This is a genomic window from Luteimonas deserti (genome assembly GCF_013425765.1).
Taxonomy (GTDB): domain Bacteria; phylum Pseudomonadota; class Gammaproteobacteria; order Xanthomonadales; family Xanthomonadaceae; genus Luteimonas; species Luteimonas deserti.
The window spans coordinates 701609-718422 of record NZ_JACCJZ010000020.1; the positions used below are offsets into that span (position 1 = coordinate 701609).

15 protein-coding genes are annotated in these 16814 nt (G+C 69.4%); 8 read left to right on the forward strand and 7 right to left on the reverse strand.

The genetic code is table 11. The features are described 5' to 3' along the window. Positions 1–31: 31 nt before the first annotated feature. The 4 genes from phbB (H0E82_RS15865) to gluQRS form a co-directional block, all read right to left on the reverse strand. Positions 32–778 carry an acetoacetyl-CoA reductase gene (phbB, locus tag H0E82_RS15865; RefSeq protein ID WP_180546418.1) on the reverse strand — a complete coding sequence of 249 codons (747 nt, stop codon included), beginning with the start codon at positions 776–778 and terminating at the stop codon, positions 32–34. An 85-nt stretch (positions 779–863) separates the two neighbouring features. Then, a complete protein-coding gene (gene phaR / locus H0E82_RS15870) occupies positions 864–1337 on the reverse strand; it encodes a polyhydroxyalkanoate synthesis repressor PhaR (protein WP_180546610.1) in 474 nt (157 codons plus the stop codon). Between the two features lie 155 nt (positions 1338–1492). Continuing rightward, complete coding sequence (gene phbB / locus H0E82_RS15875) at positions 1493–2233, reverse strand: beta-ketoacyl-ACP reductase (RefSeq protein ID WP_180546419.1); 741 nt, start codon at positions 2231–2233, stop codon at positions 1493–1495. Positions 2234–2303: 70 nt separating this feature from the next. Next, positions 2304–3218 carry a tRNA glutamyl-Q(34) synthetase GluQRS gene (gene gluQRS, locus H0E82_RS15880; RefSeq protein ID WP_180546420.1) on the reverse strand — a complete coding sequence of 305 codons (915 nt, stop codon included), beginning with the start codon at positions 3216–3218 and terminating at the stop codon, positions 2304–2306. Between the two features lie 176 nt (positions 3219–3394). Between gluQRS and htpX the strand changes: the two genes are divergently transcribed. Next, positions 3395–4300: a protease HtpX gene (gene htpX / locus H0E82_RS15885; RefSeq protein ID WP_180546421.1), complete on the forward strand. Its 906-nt coding sequence runs from the start codon at positions 3395–3397 to the stop codon at positions 4298–4300. 100 nt (positions 4301–4400) lie between these two features. Here the strand turns inward: htpX and H0E82_RS15890 are convergent, their stop codons facing one another. Continuing rightward, entirely contained in the window at positions 4401–6482 is a 2082-nt protein-coding gene (locus H0E82_RS15890; RefSeq protein WP_219338555.1) for an EAL domain-containing response regulator, read from the reverse strand. 25 nt (positions 6483–6507) lie between these two features. Continuing rightward, the gene (gene epmB / locus H0E82_RS15895; protein WP_180546422.1) at positions 6508–7551 is read right to left on the reverse strand and encodes an EF-P beta-lysylation protein EpmB; all 1044 of its coding nucleotides are present in this window, start codon (positions 7549–7551) and stop codon (positions 6508–6510) included. 92 nt (positions 7552–7643) lie between these two features. On the opposite strand from epmB, the gene efp reads away from it, so the two are divergent. From efp to folE2, 7 genes are all read left to right on the forward strand, one after another. Continuing rightward, the gene (efp, locus tag H0E82_RS15900) at positions 7644–8210 is read left to right on the forward strand and encodes an elongation factor P (protein ID WP_180546423.1); all 567 of its coding nucleotides are present in this window, start codon (positions 7644–7646) and stop codon (positions 8208–8210) included. A 107-nt stretch (positions 8211–8317) separates the two neighbouring features. After that, positions 8318–9040 (forward strand): PA3715 family protein, encoded by a 723-nt coding sequence (locus tag H0E82_RS15905; protein WP_235974341.1) that lies wholly within the window; start codon positions 8318–8320, stop codon positions 9038–9040. Between the two features lie 2 nt (positions 9041–9042). Next, complete coding sequence (locus H0E82_RS15910; RefSeq protein WP_180546613.1) at positions 9043–10386, forward strand: TRZ/ATZ family hydrolase; 1344 nt, start codon at positions 9043–9045, stop codon at positions 10384–10386. Positions 10387–10389: 3 nt separating this feature from the next. After that, a complete protein-coding gene (gene ubiG / locus H0E82_RS15915; protein ID WP_180546424.1) occupies positions 10390–11115 on the forward strand; it encodes a bifunctional 2-polyprenyl-6-hydroxyphenol methylase/3-demethylubiquinol 3-O-methyltransferase UbiG in 726 nt (241 codons plus the stop codon). After that, on the forward strand, positions 11112–11792 hold the full coding sequence (locus H0E82_RS15920; RefSeq protein ID WP_180546425.1) for a phosphoglycolate phosphatase: 681 nt from the start codon (positions 11112–11114) through the stop codon (positions 11790–11792). Before ubiG ends, H0E82_RS15920 begins: the two co-directional genes overlap by 4 nt. An 8-nt stretch (positions 11793–11800) precedes the next feature. After that, complete coding sequence (locus H0E82_RS15925; RefSeq protein WP_180546426.1) at positions 11801–12457, forward strand: isoprenoid biosynthesis enzyme family protein; 657 nt, start codon at positions 11801–11803, stop codon at positions 12455–12457. A gap of 114 nt (positions 12458–12571) precedes the next feature. Then, entirely contained in the window at positions 12572–13483 is a 912-nt protein-coding gene (gene folE2 / locus H0E82_RS15930) for a GTP cyclohydrolase FolE2 (RefSeq protein WP_219338556.1), read from the forward strand. Positions 13484–13597: 114 nt separating this feature from the next. Here folE2 and H0E82_RS16970 read toward each other — a convergent pair whose 3' ends face one another. Next, positions 13598–16783: an autotransporter domain-containing protein gene (locus H0E82_RS16970; RefSeq protein ID WP_328797063.1), complete on the reverse strand. Its 3186-nt coding sequence runs from the start codon at positions 16781–16783 to the stop codon at positions 13598–13600. Between the last annotated feature and the right edge of the window lie 31 nt (positions 16784–16814).

A 16814-nucleotide genomic window follows, 5' to 3' on the forward strand; every position in this document is an offset into this window, starting at 1 on the left:
GAGACGGGGCGAGCGCCGGCCGAGGGCCGGCTCAGAAGCTCATGAACAAGCCGCCGTTGACCGGCAGGTTGGCGCCGGTGATGTAGCCGGCATCGTCGGCGACCAGGAAGGCCACGGTCCGTGCGATGTCGTCCGGAACGCCGGTGCGGCCGACCGGGATCGTGGCCACGATGTCGGCACGGACCGCGTCCGGCATCGCCTGTACCAGCGGTGTGTCGATGTAGCCCGGCGCGATCGAGTTCACGGTCACGCCCTTGCGCGCGACCTCGCGTGCGAGGGCCATGGTGAAGCCGTGCATGCCGGCCTTGGCCGCAGCGTAGTTGGTCTGGCCGAACTGCCCGGTCTGGCCATTGACCGAGCTGATGTTGACGATGCGCCCGAAGCCGCGCCCGACCATGCCCTCGACCGCGTGCCGGCAGAGATTGAACACGCTGTCGAGATTCACCCGGATCACGTCGTCCCATTGCGCGCGCTGCATCTTGCGCAGAGTGCCGTCGCGAGTGATGCCAGCGGCATTGACCAGAATGTCCAGCGCGCCGTGGCGGGCCTGCACATCCTGCACCACGGCCGCGCAGGCGTCGTAGTCACCGACATCCAGCGCCACGGTCTCGACCGGTTGTCCCTGCATGGCGACCCCGAACGCCTCGGCGCGCGCGGCGTCGTGAACGAGGTCGGCGGCGATCACCCTGCAGCCCTGGCGTGCGAGCTGCAGGCAGATCGCGCTGCCGATACCGCCGATGCCGCCCGTGACGAGGGCGACCCGTGGAGATGGGGGCATGGTGGGCGTGTCCGGATCGGGAGAGGGCGGCGTCGCACGTCACCGTGCGTGGACGGGGTGCAACGCCGTACGCGGCGGCGCGCGCTCAGCGGCCGCGCTTGTCGCCTGGACCGGGCGTCTTGATGCTGCCGAGCATGGTCTTCTGGAGGTCCTTCCACATTTCCAGATTGCGCTCGGTGAGCTGGTTCATCATGGTCCAGGGCGTCTGCCCGATCAGACCACCGATCTGCTGACGGAACTGCTGCTGCTGGTCGAGGAACACCTGCATCGAGCGTTCCAGATAGCTGCCCATGAAACCCTGCATCGAATCGCCGTAGAAGCGGATGATCTGGCTCAGCAACTGGGTCGACAGCACGGGCTCGCCGTCGGACTCGTGTTCGGCGATGATCTGCAGCAGCACCGAGCGGGTCAGGTCCTCACCGCTCTTGGCATCGCGCACCTCGAACGTCTCGCCGTCGACGATCAACTGGCGGACATCCTCGATGGTGATGTAGCTCGAAATCTCCGTGTCGTAGAGCCGACGGTTCGGGTACTTCTTGATGATGCGCATTGCACTCATGAAGCCAACACTCTGGACATTGGTGCCGCGCAGCATGGCCCAGCCCCGGTAGTCGTGCAACTGCAACAAAGTGCTGAATGGGCAGGACCGGCCGCGCACCGCGACGTTCGCGGACGGCGGGCGCCGCCGCAGCCGCCACGGTGCGCGGCCCAGGCTCACCAGCCCATGTGGTGGCCGCCGTTGATGTCGAGGTTGGACCCGGTGATCCACGACGCTTCGTCCGCCACGAGGAAATTCACCGCGTACGCGATTTCCTCGGGCCGCCCGAGACGGCCGGTCGGAATGTCGGCGGCGATCTTGGCGCGCACTTCTTCGGGCACCGCCATCACCATGTCGGTGGCCACGTAGCCCGGCGACACCGTATTGACGGTGATCCCGAGTTTGGCGTTCTCGCGCGCCAGCGAAATGGTGAAACCGTGCATGCCCGCCTTGGCGGCGGCGTAGTTCGCCTGCCCGTACTGGCCCTTGAGCCCGTTGATCGAGCTGATCTGGATGATCCGTCCCCACTTGCGCTCGCGCATGCCTTCGATGACGGGACGGGTGACGTTGTAGACCGAATTGAGATTGGTGTTGATGACGTCGTGCCACTGCGCCGGCTGCATTTTGTGAAAGGTGCCGTCGCGGGTGATGCCGGCGTTGTTGATCAGGATGTCGACCGGACCGAGCTGCGCCTCGATGTCGCGGACCATGCGTTCGGCTTCGACGTGATCCGACACATCGCCCGACGCGATCGCGATGTCGTAGCCCTCGTCCTTGAGCTGGTTCTGCCAGGCGCGGGCCTTGTCCTCGTTGCGGTAATTGGTGGCCACGCGGTAGCCGTTGTCCGCCAGCCGCCGCACGATCGCCGTGCCGATCCCACCCGTTCCACCGGTCACCAGTGCGACGCGTGCGTTCATTCGATCCTCCTTTTGGCGCATGGCCGCCGTGGCGATGCTCGCCCCAGTCTAGACAAGCTCGATGACCGCATCATGGTGCAACGCACAAGCGATGATCGCGTGCGGGGATGCGCGCAGGCTCGAATGCTGCACACGCGGCTTCTAGAAACGCATGCACCTCGGAGATCGGCGGTAGCGTCACCTGGCCCAGTTGCGCCCAGGCGGCGGCCAGTGCAGCAAGTGGCCGCGCCGGGTCGACCGGCAGCGCCGCGTGTGACTTCGACAGCTTGCGTCCGGCTTCGTCCAGCAGCAGCGGCAGGTGCGCGTAACGCGGTGTCGGCAGGCCGAGGCTGCGTTGCAGCAGGATCTGCCGCGGTGTCGAATCGAGCAGGTCCGCGCCGCGCACGACGTCGGTGACGCCCTGGTCCGCGTCGTCGACGACGACCGCGAGCTGGTACGCCCAGAGTCCGTCGGCGCGCCTGAGGACGAAGTCCCCGACCTCCCGGTCGACGGCCTGCTCGACGCGTCCACGCACCCGGTCGTCGAAGGCCACGTGGCAGCCGTCGGGTACACGGAAGCGCACCGCGGGATCCGGTCGCACGCGTCCGGCCACGCAGCGACCGCGATGCCGGCCGCCGCTCGCTGCGAGGTCCGCGCGGCTGCAATGGCAGACGAAGGCGTGGCCGGCCGCCAGCAGGCGCTCCAGCGCCGCGCGATACAGTGCGTCCCGCGAGCTCTGGCGCACGAGCGCGCCGTCCCACTGCAGGCCGCAGGCTTCGAGCATCGCCAGCTGCGCCGCTGCGGCGCCCGGCGCCTCGCGCACCCGGTCCACGTCCTCGATCCGCACCCGCCACAGCCCGCCATCGCGACGCGCCATCAGCCAGCTGCCGAGCGCCGCCATCAGTGAGCCCGCGTGGAGCGGTCCGGTGGGCGAGGGCGCGAAGCGCCCGCAGGGCAGGGTGTCGTGCGTCTGCTGCGGATCGCTCGACGCGGCGCCCGTCAGCATGCGCCGGGCCGCCACGATACCCGCGCGTGCCCGGCAGCTGTCTGTCCGGTGAATCCAGACCGCGTTCCGCATCGCGCGTGAGACGCGCGGAATTGAAATCGCATGCCTCTGCTCGCAGATCGGAGGGGCGCGCGTGTTCCGCCTTGCGCGCAGGCACTGCGACCGACGGACTGCACATGATCAAGCGTTACGCCCTGCTCATCGCCACCAATCTCGCCGTGCTGGCACTTGTCAGCATCGTCATGGCCGTGCTCGGTGTGAGTCCCGCCACCTACGGCGGACTTCTGGTGTTCGCCGCGCTGCTGGGCTTCGGCGGCGCGTTCTTCTCGCTGGCCATCTCGAAGTGGTCCGCCAAGCGCTTCACCCGCGCCCAGGTGATCACGGCGCCGCGCAACGACACCGAGCGCTGGCTGCTCGCCACGGTGCAGCGACAGGCGCAGATGGCCGGCATCCGGATGCCCGAGGTGGCGGTATACGACGCTCCGGAGATCAACGCCTTCGCCACCGGCGCGCGGCGCGACGCGTCGCTCGTCGCGGTATCGAGGGGACTGCTGCGCGGGATGACCCGCGACGAGGCCGAAGCCGTGCTCGCGCACGAAGTCGCGCACGTGGCCAATGGCGACATGGTCACGATGACCCTGATGCAGGGCGTGTTGAACACGTTCGTGATCTTTCTGGCCCGCGTGGTCGGCCGTGTCGTCGACGGCTACCTCAGCGGCGGTCGCGACAACGGAGGTGGCGGGATCGGCTACTTCGCCGTGGTGTTCGTGCTGGACATGATCTTCGGCCTGTTCGCCTCGATGATCGCGATGTGGTTCTCGCGGCATCGCGAATTCCGTGCCGACGAGGGCGGCGCCCGCCTCGCGGGTCGCGAGAAGATGATCGCCGCACTTCAGCGGCTGGGCCAGACCTACGGCCACAGCACCCTGCCCAAGCAGGTCGCGGCCTTCGGCATCAGCGGTGGCGTGGGTGGCGGGCTGCGCCGTCTGATGATGAGCCACCCGCCGCTCGAGGAGCGGATCCGGGCCCTGCGCGAGGCGCCTGTCGACGACCGCGCTGTCCGCCAGGGGTTCCTCGCCTGAGAGGCCTGCCGGCGCCTGAAACGCCCGCCGCATGGCGGGCGTCTTCGCCACGAAGTCGCGGGCCTGGAGCCCCGACACGATGCGCGGCCTGCGCCCGGGCTCACTCGAAGTCGTAGTTCATCACCGGGCCGGCAGGGGCGAGGAAGTTGCCCTGCACGTAGTCGATATCGGCGCCGAACAGGATCGACATGCTGGCCGCATCCTGCACGAACTCGGCGATCGTACGGATGCCGATCTGGCGGGCCCGGCGCGCGATCTCGGCGATGCGCTCCTGGTTCTCGGCATTGCCGGCCAGGTCGTCGGTGAAGCTGCGGTCGAGCTTGAGCAGGTGCGGCTGCAGGTGGGTCAACAGCTGGAACGAGTCCAGGCCGACGCCGAACTGCTCCAGCGCGAAGCGGCAGTCGAAGCGGCCGATGCGCTCGGCGAAGGCCTGCGTCGCCTTGAGGTGGGTGAAGACCTTCGACTCGGGCAACTGCAGTACCAGATACTCGCCCGGCACCTGGTGGGCGGCCAGCTGTTCGCCGATGAAGGCCGGCAGGGCATCGCCGTCCAGCGACGCCTGGCTGATCTTGACCATCAGCGTCGTCGGCCGGTGTTCGCGCAGACGTTGGCCGATGGCGGCGATCGCGCGGCCCACGACATACCGGTCGATCTCGGCGAGCATGCCGTTGTCTTCCGCGATCTGCAGAAACGTGCCCGGCGCGATCAGCTCCCCGTCGCCGCCGTCCAGGCGCAGCAGGATTTCGTACACTGCGGCGGTGTCGCCCTGCAGGTTGATCACCGGCTGGTAGTGGAGCAGGAAGCCGTCTTCGTCCAGGGCGCCGCGCAGGCGGGTCACCCAGGCCTGGATGCGCTCCTCCTCGACCCGGTCGGTCGCACTGGGGTCGAAGATCTCGCTGCGGTTGCCGCCGGTGCCCGACGCCGATTCCAGCGCGCGGGTCGCCCGCGCCAGGACCTGGCCGACATTGGCGATCTTCTCGCCCACCTGCACGCCGCCGACGCTGACGGTGATGACGCTGGACCGGTCGTCGATTTCGAACACATGTGCGGCGAAGCCTTCGCGGATGCGTTCGGCCGCCGCGGCGGTGGCGTGGTAGTCGTGGCCCGGCAGCAGCACCGCCAGGGTATGGCCGGCGTAACGCGCAGCGGTGGTGCCGTCGCCGAGCATCGACTGCAGGCGCGAGGCGGCAGCGGCCAGCAGGTCGTCGGCGTGGTCCAGGCCGATGTCGGCCAGTAGCTGGTGGTGGTGATCGGGCTCGATCATCAGGAAGCCGTACTGCCGGTCGGCCTGCGCGGCCCCGTCCACGGCATCTTCCAGCGCCCGCAGGAAGGCCGGCCGGTTGAGCAGGTTGGTCACCTGGTCGCGGTGCCGCAGCTCCTCGAGCTCGAGGGCGAGATCGGGATCGATCAGTTCGCGGCGGCGGAACACCACCTGCAGGCAGGGTTCGCCCTCGTACTGCGCGGTGGTGAACTCCATCGCCGCGGGAAACGCATTGCCATCGATGTCGCGCGCCTCGATCTCGTGCCGCGGCGGCGGCGGCTCGCCCTTGGCCAGCGACTTGAGCAGCGCCTTGAAGGACTCGACGTGTTGCGGCGCCACCATGTCCAACAGCGAGATGCCTTCGATGTCCTCGAACTGCTCGTAGCCGAACATCTCCAGGTACGCCGCATTGGCGCGGATGTGCATGCCTTCGTGGATGTAGGCGATGGGATCGCGCGAGGAGTCGATCAGCGCATCGCAGCGGCGTTCGGTCTCGCGCACGCGTGCCTCGAGCCGGCGCAGGTTGCGGCGGGCGTCGCGGTCGGTCCACGCCTCGCGCACGCTGGTGAGCAGCTGCTGCGGGGCATGGCGCAGGGCGACCGTACGCGCGCCGGCCAGGATGGACTCGACGTAGGCCGCCTCGTCCAGCGCATCGACGAGCGCGATGACGGGCAGGTCGCGACCGGTTTCGGCCACCCGCTGCATGACCTGGGCAAAGGGGACCAGGGTCGCATTGCGCGCCGCGAGCACGAGGTCGATGGTCTGGTTCGCGGCCAGCCTGCCGAGCTCCTCGTCCGATTCGGGCCGGGAGGGGCGCACGGCGATGCCGGCGTTGCGCAGCCCGGAGACGATGGCTTCCGCGTCTTCGACCCGGTCGTCGACGATCATCAGGCGCAGGGCGGAGTCGGCTTCGGTCGACATCAAGGGCTCCAATCAGAGACCGGCGTTATGCCACGGGGGGCGGAATCCGTCCATCGTCCATGGCCTGCAGCGGGCGCTTGGAGCGGTCGCCGGCGACCTCGCGCACGAGACGCGGCACCAGATATCCCGACTGCCGCGCGACCAGCTCGGCATGCAATGCCAGTGCCCGTGCGTCGTCCACCTCGAAATGCGCCGCGCCGGCGACCCGGTCGAGCTGGTGGAGGTAGTAGGGCAGCACGCCGGCCTCGAGCGAGCGCTCCGACAGTGCCTGCAGCGCCTCGAGCGAATCGTTGATCCCGCGCAGCAGCACCGCCTGGTTGAGCAGTACCGCGCCGGCGGCGCGCAGCCGGCGCATCGCGTTGTCCACCGACGCGTCGAACTCGCGGGCGTGATTGGCGTGGACCACCACCACGACCGGCCAGGGCAGGGCGGCCAGCCACTCGCACAGTTCCACGTCGACCCGTTCCGGCAGCACGATCGGCAGCCGGGTGTGGATGCGCAGCCGGCGGACATGTGGAATCGTGCGCAGCGCCGCGGTCAATTCGGCGAGCTTCGGTGTCGCGAGCGAGAACGGATCGCCGCCCGACAGCAGGACCTCGTCGATCGACGGGTCGCGCCGGATCACCTCGAGCGCCCCGGTCCACGCGCCGGCCGCGGCGGTCTCCTCGGCATACGGAAAATGGCGGCGGAAGCAGTAGCGGCAATGCACCGCGCAGCTGCCGGTCGCCACCAGCAGGGCGCGGCCGCGGTATTTGTGGATCACCCCGTGGCCGGCCTTGGCCGCAGCATCGCCGACCGCGTCCAGCGTGAACCCGGGTACGGGCCGCAGCTCGGCGTCGAGCGGCAGGACCTGGCGCAGCAGCGGGTCGTGAGGATCGCCGTGGCGCATCCGGGCGATGAAGCCGCGCGGGACACGCAGCGGGAACTGGGCCGCGGCGACGGGCGAGAGGTCCGGGATGGCGTCCTCCAGACCCAGGATCGCCACGAGCTCGGTCGGGTCGCGGACGGCATCGCGCCACAGTTGCTGCCAGCGGCGTGGCTGCATGGGCGCGGAGGCTGCGGGTATCATGTGCGATTGGATCCGTAGAGCCGTCCGCGCACGCCGCGGCCGGTAAACCCCGTAGTGTAGCCGCCGGCGGCGCCGGCCAGCAGGAGCAGATGATGGCCAGTTATGGCATGAACGACGTCAAGAACGGCCAGAAGATCCTGGTCAACAACGATCCCTGCGTCATCACCGACACCGAATACGTCAAGCCGGGCAAGGGCCAGGCGTTCACACGCATCAAGTACCGCAACATCAAGACGGGCCGCGTGGTCGAGCTGACCATGAAGGCGACCGACTCGCTGGAGGTGGCGGATGTCATGGACACCGACATGCAGTACCTCTACAGCGACGGCGAGTACTGGCACTTCATGAATCCTGAATCCTTCGAGCAGGTCCAGGCCGAGAAGTCCGGCATGGGCGGCGCGGAGAAGTGGCTCAAGGGCGAGGAGCAGTGCGTGGTGACGTTGTGGAACGGGACGCCGATCATGGTGCAGCCGCCGAACTTCGTCGAACTCAAGATCACCGAGACCGATCCGGGCGTGCGTGGCGACACCTCGGGTGGCGGCGGCAAGCCGGCGACGCTCGAGACCGGCGCCGTGGTGCGCGTGCCGCTGTTCGTGGGTCAGGACGAGATCGTCAAGGTGGACACCCGCTCGGGCGAGTACGTCAGCCGGGTGAAGTGAGCATGGTTCGCGTGCGCCGGTGGCTGGGGGCGGGGGCGCTCGCGCTCCTGTCGACGGCGATCGGCGCACATGCAGCGAAGCCGGTCCCGCCCCGCGATGCCTGCCCGTTGCAGACGATCTACGCGTTGGGCACCGGAGGACTGCTGCCCACCGGCCACGACGCGCCGATCGTCGCGCAGGCCTGTCGGGTGTGGCCTTACGACGAATCGCTCGCGCTGGCGGCGGTCGCCTACGCGCCGCCCGGCCAGACTGCGATCGGCGAGCGCGCGCTTCGCCTGGTGATCGCGATGCTCGATGCGCAGTCCTCCGACGTGTTGGCGGTGCACGAGCGCGAGATCGGCGAGGACGCGGCGTTCGCGCTGCTGGAAGGCGGGGTCCTGCTGGATACCGCCCGTTACGACCTCGCCCAAGGCACGCGTGCCTTCGGCGTGGTGCTGCGCAGTTCGGCGCCGGGGCCGAGTTGCCCCGACGGCCGGTTCAACGACGAGCTGACGCTGTACGTGCGGGAGGGCCGCGCGCTGCGGCCCGTCTTCGCTTCGCACATGGACTTCTGGACCCGGGTGCGGGGCGAACCCTGCAGTTGGGCGCGAGGCCAGCATCTGGTGACCGAGGAAGCAGCGTTCACCATCGGCGTCGAGCGCGGCAGGCGCCACGGCTTCGCCGACCTGCGCGTGACCGCCGACGTGGCACGGATCGAAACCACCGACGGCGACGAGGACCGGCTGGTGCGTCGCCGCGCCAGCCGGATCGTGCGTTACGACGGCACGCGCTACGACGTGGACGCGCTGGAGAACGGGTTTTTCTGGACCCAGGCCCCCGAGGACGAATGAACATGCACGACGCGAGCCCGCAATCCATCGACCTGCTGATCGAGGCCGCGCACGTGGTGCCGGTCGAACCGCACGCAGTGGTGCTCGACGACCACGCGGTCGCAGTGCATCGCGGCGAGATCGTCGCCGTCCTGCCGATCGCCGAGGCGCGCCAGCGGTTCGCACCGCAGGAGACGGTGTCACGCCTGCAGTCCGCGGTGCTGCCGGGCCTGGTCAACGCGCACACCCACAACCCAATGACGCTGTTGCGCGGCATCGCCGACGACCTGCCACTGAAGGTCTGGCTGCAGGAGCACATCTGGCCCATCGAGGGGGCGGTGATCGGACCGGCGTTCGTCGCCGACGGCATCACCCTGGCGCTGGCCGAGATGCTGCGCGGCGGCACCACCTGCGTCAACGAGAACTATTTTTTCCCGGACGTGCAGGCGGCGGTCTACAAACAGCACGGCTTCCGCGCGCGCATCGGGCTTCCGGTCATCGATTTCCCCACTGCGTGGGCAGCCGGCGACGACGAGTACTTCGACAAGGCTGGCGCGGTGCACGACCAGTGGCGCGACGATCCGCTGATCGCGATGGCCTTCGCGCCGCATGCGCCCTACACGGTCAACGATGCCAACTTCGAGCGCGTGCGCATGCTGGCCGACCAGCTCGACCTGCCGGTGCACCTGCACCTGCACGAGACGGCCCAGGAGGTTCAGCAGTCGATCGACGAGCACGGCCAACGACCGATCGCCCGCCTGGACCGCCTGGGCCTGGTCAACGACCGCCTGATCGCCGTGCACATGACCCAGCTCACCGAGGGCGAGATCCACCTGTGCGCCGAACGTGGGGTCAGCGTGGTGCATTGTCCTGAATCGAACCTCAAGCTGGCGTCGGGCTTCTGCCCGGCCTGCGCCCTGGCCCGCGCCGGGGTGACCGTGGCGATCGGCACCGACGGCGTCGCCAGCAACAACGATCTCGACATGTTCGGCGAGACCCGTACGGCGGCGCTGCTGGCCAAGGCGGTGGCCAACGACGCGGCGGGCTTCGACGCGTTCACCGCCCTGCGCGCGGCGACGCTGGGCGGCGCGAAGGCGATCGGCTTCGACCATCTGGTCGGCTCGCTGACGCCCGGCAAGCAGGCCGATCTGATCGTGGTCGACCTGTCGCCGGTGGAAACCCAGCCGTTGCACCACGTCGTCTCCCAGCTGATCTACGCCACCGGCCGCCACCAGGTCAGCGACGTCTGGATCGCGGGCCAGCGCAAGCTGCGCGACCGGCAACTGGTGGACTTGGATCTCGACGCGATCGGCGCCAACGCCCGCCAGTGGCGCGAGCGCATCTCCCATATCCGCACCGGTGTCTGACTGATGACCACCCCCCACGGCTCCGCACCACGCGACAACTTCCACCAGGCCGAACTCGACAAGTTCGGCGCGCTGGCCAACCGCTGGTGGGACACGGACGGCCCGCAGAAGGCGCTGCACGCACTCAACCCGGTGCGCCTCGAGTATGTGGCCCATCGCGTCCAGCTCGATGGCACCGCCGTCCTCGACGTCGGCTGCGGCGGTGGGCTGCTGAGCGAGGCGATGGCCCGGCGCGGCGCGAAGGTGACGGCCATCGACCTGGCCGAGGACCTGGTCAAGGTGGCTCGCCTGCATGGCCTCGAAAGCGGCGTGCGGGTCGATTACCGCGTGCAGTCGGTGGAGGCGCTGGCCGCCGAGCGCCCGGCCAGCTTCGACGTGGTCACCTGCATGGAGATGCTGGAGCACGTGCCGGATCCGGCCGCGATCCTCGAGGCCTGTGCCGTGCTGCTCAGACCGGGTGGCCAGCTCGTCGTCTCCACCCTCAACCGCACGCCGGCCGCCTTCGCCCTGGCGATCGTCGGTGCGGAGTACGTGGCACGCCTGCTGCCACGCGGGACACACCAGTACGCCGCCTTCATCAAGCCGTCCGAGCTCGCCGGCTGGTTGCGTGCGGCCGGTCTGCAGCTCGAGGACGTCAGCGGCCTGATGTACGAACCGTGGCGCAATGGCGCACGCCTGGTCTCGCGCACCGACGTGAACTACCTGGCTTGGGCGCGGAAGCCGGCATGAGGGACGCGGACCGGTTTCCGGCCGTCGCGCTGTTCGACCTCGACGGCACCCTGCTCGACAGCGCGCCCGACATGCTGGCCACCGTCAACCGGATGCTCGAGGTACGGGGTCGCGCCCCCCTCGCGCTCGACCGGATCCGGCCGGTGGTGTCGCGCGGCGCGCGTGCGATGGCATCGGTCGCATTTCCCGAACTGGACACCGACGGCATCGTCGCGCTGGTCCCCGAGTTTCTCGCGGTCTACGGCGAGGAGCTGGGGCGCCATGGCGCGCCGTTCGAGGGCGTGGAACCGATGCTGGCCGCACTGGAGCGAGCCGGTACGCGCTGGGGGATCGTGACCAACAAGCCCGAGGGGCTGGCGCGGCGCATCCTGCCCCAGCTCGGCTGGCAGGACCGCTGCGCGGTGCTCGTGGGCGGTGACACGCTGGCGGAGCGCAAGCCGCACCCGCTGCCGCTGCTGCACGCGGCCGTAATCCTCGAGGTGGCGCCGGAGGCCTGCGCGTACGTCGGCGACGACGCGCGCGACATCGTCGCCGCACGCGCGGCGGGCATGGCGTCGATCGTGGCCCTGTGGGGCTACCGGCTCGAAGACGACGATCCGGTGGCGTGGCTGGGCGACGTGATGCACGCGCATCCCGGCGACCTCGCGCAGCCGTCCGCCTGGCCGGTGTCCGCATGACCGCCGCCATGACGGACGAACCCGATTTCATCGACAAGTGGCGACGCCGCTGGCCGGAATGGCGGGTCGGCCTGGTCTTTGTCGCGGCCGAGATGCGACCGCGTGCCGAGGCCTGGTTCGCACTGCTCGACGAGGTCTACGACGCAGCCTGGGGCGGCGCGGATCCCACCCCCGGCCTGGCCAAGCTTGCCTGGTGGCAGGAAGAACTGCAGGGCTGGGCGCGCGGTGCGCGGCGGCATCCACTAGCGGCCGTTCTGCAACGGGTGGACGCCCCGTGGCAGACCCTCGCCCTCGCGTTGCGGCTGCTGCCCGCGACGCGAACGCCGAGCGGAGATCATGCCGGCGACACGGCGGCGCTGCGCGATCTCTCGCTCGCGATCGATGCCTGCGAAGCACGACTGTTTCTGGGTGGCGCGGCGGCCGAGGCGCGCGGCGTCGCGCCTGCGACGGTCCTCGGTGCGCGGGCCTGGGCGCAGGCGGACCCCACGCTCGCCGCGGCCTGCCTCGTTGAATGGCCTACGCACGACCTCGGCACCCGGCCGCGCCGCATCGCCAATGCGATCCAGGGCGAACGCCTGCGCGCGCTGCGCCGCACCGGCCAGGCCGGGCCCGCGCCGGGCCTGGCCGTGCTCCGGGCGACCTGGCGCGCGGCGCGCGGCCGCTGAGCGTCACACCGCCGGGAAACGCTCCGTTGCGGGGCCGTGCGTACCCGAGCCGGTAGACTTGCGGGCCTTCGCGACCGGTCCGGCCGGTCCCACCGCCTTTTCGCGAGCCGTCCCTTGAGCATTTCCGTGCGACCCGATTCCCTTCCCGACGTCGCCGGCGACCAGGCCCAGTCGGCGCGTCTCCTCGACTGGGTGGGCATGGCGCGCATCGCGCTGCCGCTGCGCATCGAGACCGGCGACGGCGACGCGATGACCGTCGCCGCATCGGCCGACGTCGGCGTCAATCTGGTCGACCCGGACGCGCGCGGCATCCACATGTCGCGCCTCTACCTGCATCTGCAGGACGCGCTGTCGAGCGAGATCCTCGGACGCGATTCGCTGCGGCGCGTGCTGCAGGACTGCATCGACTCCCAGCGCGGTCTGGCGGACCGGGTGCAACTCACGCTGCGCTACGACCAGTTGCTGCGGCGTCCGGCCTTGGCCAGCGCACACAGTGGCTGGAAAGCCTACCCGGTGGAGATCGATGCGGTGCTCGGTCCAGCCGGACTGTCGCTGACACTCGCGCTGTCCGTGGAGTACTCCAGTACGTGCCCGGCATCGGCGGCCCTGTCGCGTCAGCTCAACGCCGCCCGGTTCGTCGCAGAATTCCCGGGTGATCCGGCGGATACCAGCGCCGTGCACGACTGGCTCGCGGCGCCGCGCGGCCTGGCCGCCACGCCGCACGCCCAGCGCAGTCGCGCGGACGTGCGCCTTTCGCTGCACGAGGGCGTCGAGGCGTTTCCGGTGCTGGCGATCGTCGACGCACTCGAGCACGCGCTCGGCACGCCGGTGCAGACCGCGGTCAAGCGCGAGGACGAACAGGCGTTCGCTGCACTCAATGCCGAAAACCTGATGTTCTGCGAGGATGCCGCGCGCCGGGTCGCCTCGGTGCTCGCCGCCGATCCGCGCGTCACGCGCTTCGATGCCACCGTCTCGCATTTCGAGAGCCTGCACGCGCACGACGCGGTGGCGCGGGTGCGCGGCTGAGCGATCTCGCGTCGATCTGCCGGCTTGCGCGGCGATCCGGCGCGATGCGGCGAACACTCATGAAAAAGGGGAGCAGCCGAGGCTGCTCCCCTTTTTCGTTTGCCCTGTCGCCGATCAGAACTGCACGGAGAACCGGGCGATCGCGCCGTGGTCGCGCACGTCGTCCGACAGCACGCCCGAGTAGCCCACCTCGAAGAGGCTGTTGGCCGAAGTCCGGGCGGCGAAGCCCAGCTCCACCAACGTCGCTTCGTCCGTGATCGCGGGACTGCGCACGGTGAACACCTCGCCGCCGCTCCAGGCGGCCTGCGTGCTACGGATCTGGTCGCCGCCGGCGTAGCGATAGCCCAGGTTGCCGCGCAGGCTCAGCCACGACTGGTCCTGCTGCGAGCCGCGCAGGGCCACATCGAACCGCAAGCCGGCCGTGGTCAGATCGACGCGTTCGCTCGACGCGCCCAGCGCGAGCGCCGCGGCCCCGCCGTCCTCGACCGCCGCATCGGTATCCAGTTCCACGTGGGCGTACTGGAGATACGGCTCGAACGACCAGGCACCGGCATTGGAGCGATATCCCGCTTCGATGAAGGCCTGCCATGCATCGGCGTCGTAGCGCGCGCGCGTCACGTCGGTGAGACCGGGGAAGGCCACCCGGCGCTCGAGGTCGAGCTCGTGCCAGGTATAACTGTAGCCGGCACGCACGCCGAAGCCGCCGAAGTCGGTGCTCGCGTAGAGGCCTGCATGACGGCTGTCGGTCTCGCCCTTGGAGCCGCGCTGGCGCACGTCGAAGTCGGTGCGTCCGGTTCCGCCGAACACACCCAGGCGCCAGGTGCCGAAGGTGTGATCGACACCGACCAGTGCGGCATTGCCGTTCGATTGCACGCGTGCCGCGTTGCCGTCGCCTTCGATGCGGCCGCCGTGACGCTGGAGCTCGACCCAGGCCCCGGTGGCCGCGTCCTCCTCGCGCTGCGCGGTAAAGGCGTCCTGACCGAGTCCTGCACGCGCGAGCGTGGCATTGCGGACCATGCGACCGCTGTCGACCAGGATCGCCTGCGCGCTCGCGTGCGCCTCGCCGGACAGGCTGTCGAAGGCCTGACGCGCCTGTTCGGGCGCGAGCTGGGTCAGTGCGACCGGCAGGCCCTGGTTGAAGGCGAGTGCGTCGGCGGCGGCGGCAGCGGCCTGCTGGTTGGCAGTGCCCGCGGCGGATGCCAGGGACGCGCCGCGGGCGACGGCCACGCTCAGGCCATTGGCACCATAGATCAGCGACAGGGCCAGGAACGGGGAAAGCGCGCTGCTGTCGAGCGCATCGAACTGTCCTGTCAGGCCGCCTTGCGCGGTGATGAGGCTGTACCGCTGGCCGAGCAGGTAGGTGCCAGGCAACGAGATCGCACGCAGGGTGCCGCCCTCGATCGAGGCGCTACCAATCACACGCAGCAGGTCCGACGTCGACGGCGGCTGCAGTTCCGCCTCGAAGACCGAGCCGGCCACCTGCACGTAGTTGCCGTCGACCGTCAGTGTGCCGATCGAATTGCCCGGTGCAATGGTGCCGGCGACCCGGGTATCGGCGACTGTGCCGCTGCCGCCGAGCGTGCCGGCAGCGCCGACACGGGTCTGGGCACCGCTGACGGTGCCGTTGACCACGGCGAGGCCGTTCACGACCTCGAGCGTGCTTCCACGCAATGCGCCATTGATCAGCAGCGCGCCGCCGTCCACACGGACGTCGCTGCTCAGCGCGTTGTCGCCATCGAGTTCGAGCAGGCCCGAGCGGACCGTCGCACCGCCGAAGCTGTTGTCTCCCGAGAGCCGCAACCAGCCCGCCCCCGACTTCGTCAGTCGGCCAGGGCCGCCGATGTCGTTGGTCCAGTCGTCCCACGCGCCGCCTTCCCAGACCTTCCGTCCGCCGGCGACCGTGTCCATCACCACGTCGGTGTCGACGCGCAGCAGGCCGGGTCCTTCGATCGCCGCCTTGAGGTTGAGCAGGCCCCAGCCGTAGATCTCGTCGACGCCCGGGGCGCCGATGTCGGTGGCAGTGGTGAGCATGACGTCCCGCACCTGCGCGCCGGTCAGATAGGGGAAGCGCTCGAGCAACAGCGCCAGTGCACCGGTGACATGGGGCGCGGCCATGGACGTGCCGGAGTAATCCGCATAGGCGAACTCCGCCGAGAAATCTCCATACTCGAACCGCAGGTTACCGTCGTCGTCGATCACCCAGTCGGCCACGATCTCTTCATCGCCGCCGTAGACCGTCGACGTGATGTTCGAGCCCGGCGCGGCGATACACCACTCGGCGCTGACACCGCACTTCATCGAGCGGTTGCTGAGCTGGAGTTGCTCGTTGAGATTGACCACGCTGACCCAGTACTGCTCGATCCCGGGAAAAAGCATCGGCAACGTCGCCGGCGCGCTGGCATGCGGACTGGTCGCGGGCGAGACGTTGACGGTGCTGTTGCCGGCGGCCACCACCTGGAGCAGGCCCGTGTCACGCGACGCGGCGGCCATCTCCTCGAAGGTCGCCGCGATGCCGGCATTGGCCATCAAGGCGTTGTGGTAGAGCGCGACTTCTCCGGGCGTATAGGCCTGGTAGGTGTAGCCCCAGCTGTGGTTCATCGCACGGACGCCGTGATCGGCCGCCTGCTGATACATCTGCGCGAACGCGTTGCTGTCGGCCGACGTGGTGAACGTGAGGCAGTCGTTGTACTGGATGCAGGGCAGGTCGACGATGGCCAGGCTGTCGTTGAACAGTCGTGCCGAACTGAGGGTGGCGCCGAACGCGACACCGTGCATGCCGCTGCCGTCACGGTTGGCCGCCATTGTGCCGGCGACATGGGTGCCGTGGCTGCCGTAAGAGAAAAAGGTGTTGCCCCACAGGTAGTTGTTGGCGGGGTTGGGGAAATACTGCTGCAGTGCCGGATCGTAGTACTCCGCATCGATGGAGACCTTGTCACCCTCGGAGTAGAAGCAGGCAGTGGGGCCGGCAAGTACGGTGCTGTCGGTGCACAGCGTGCCATCGGCGAGCAGCTCGGCCATGGTGATCGCGCGGTGGTCCTTCCCCACGAACTCCTCGTGGTCGAGCCCGGCGCCGGAATCGAGCAGGCCAAGGCGCACGCCCGTGCCGGTCAATCTGCGCGCATAGGCGTGGTGCGCGTTGATGACCTCCAGGCCCCAGTCGGCCTGGAACTCTTCGGTGATCCAGGCCTCGGCGGAATGCGGGGTTGCGGGAACGTCGGAAGCGCCGGGCGCGATGCCGGCCGTGCCGGCCGCCGCCATTCCCGTGCCAAGCGGCGTGCGTTGCCACACGCGGCTGAACACCAATGGCGTGTCCGCGGTCTGCGAGGTTTTA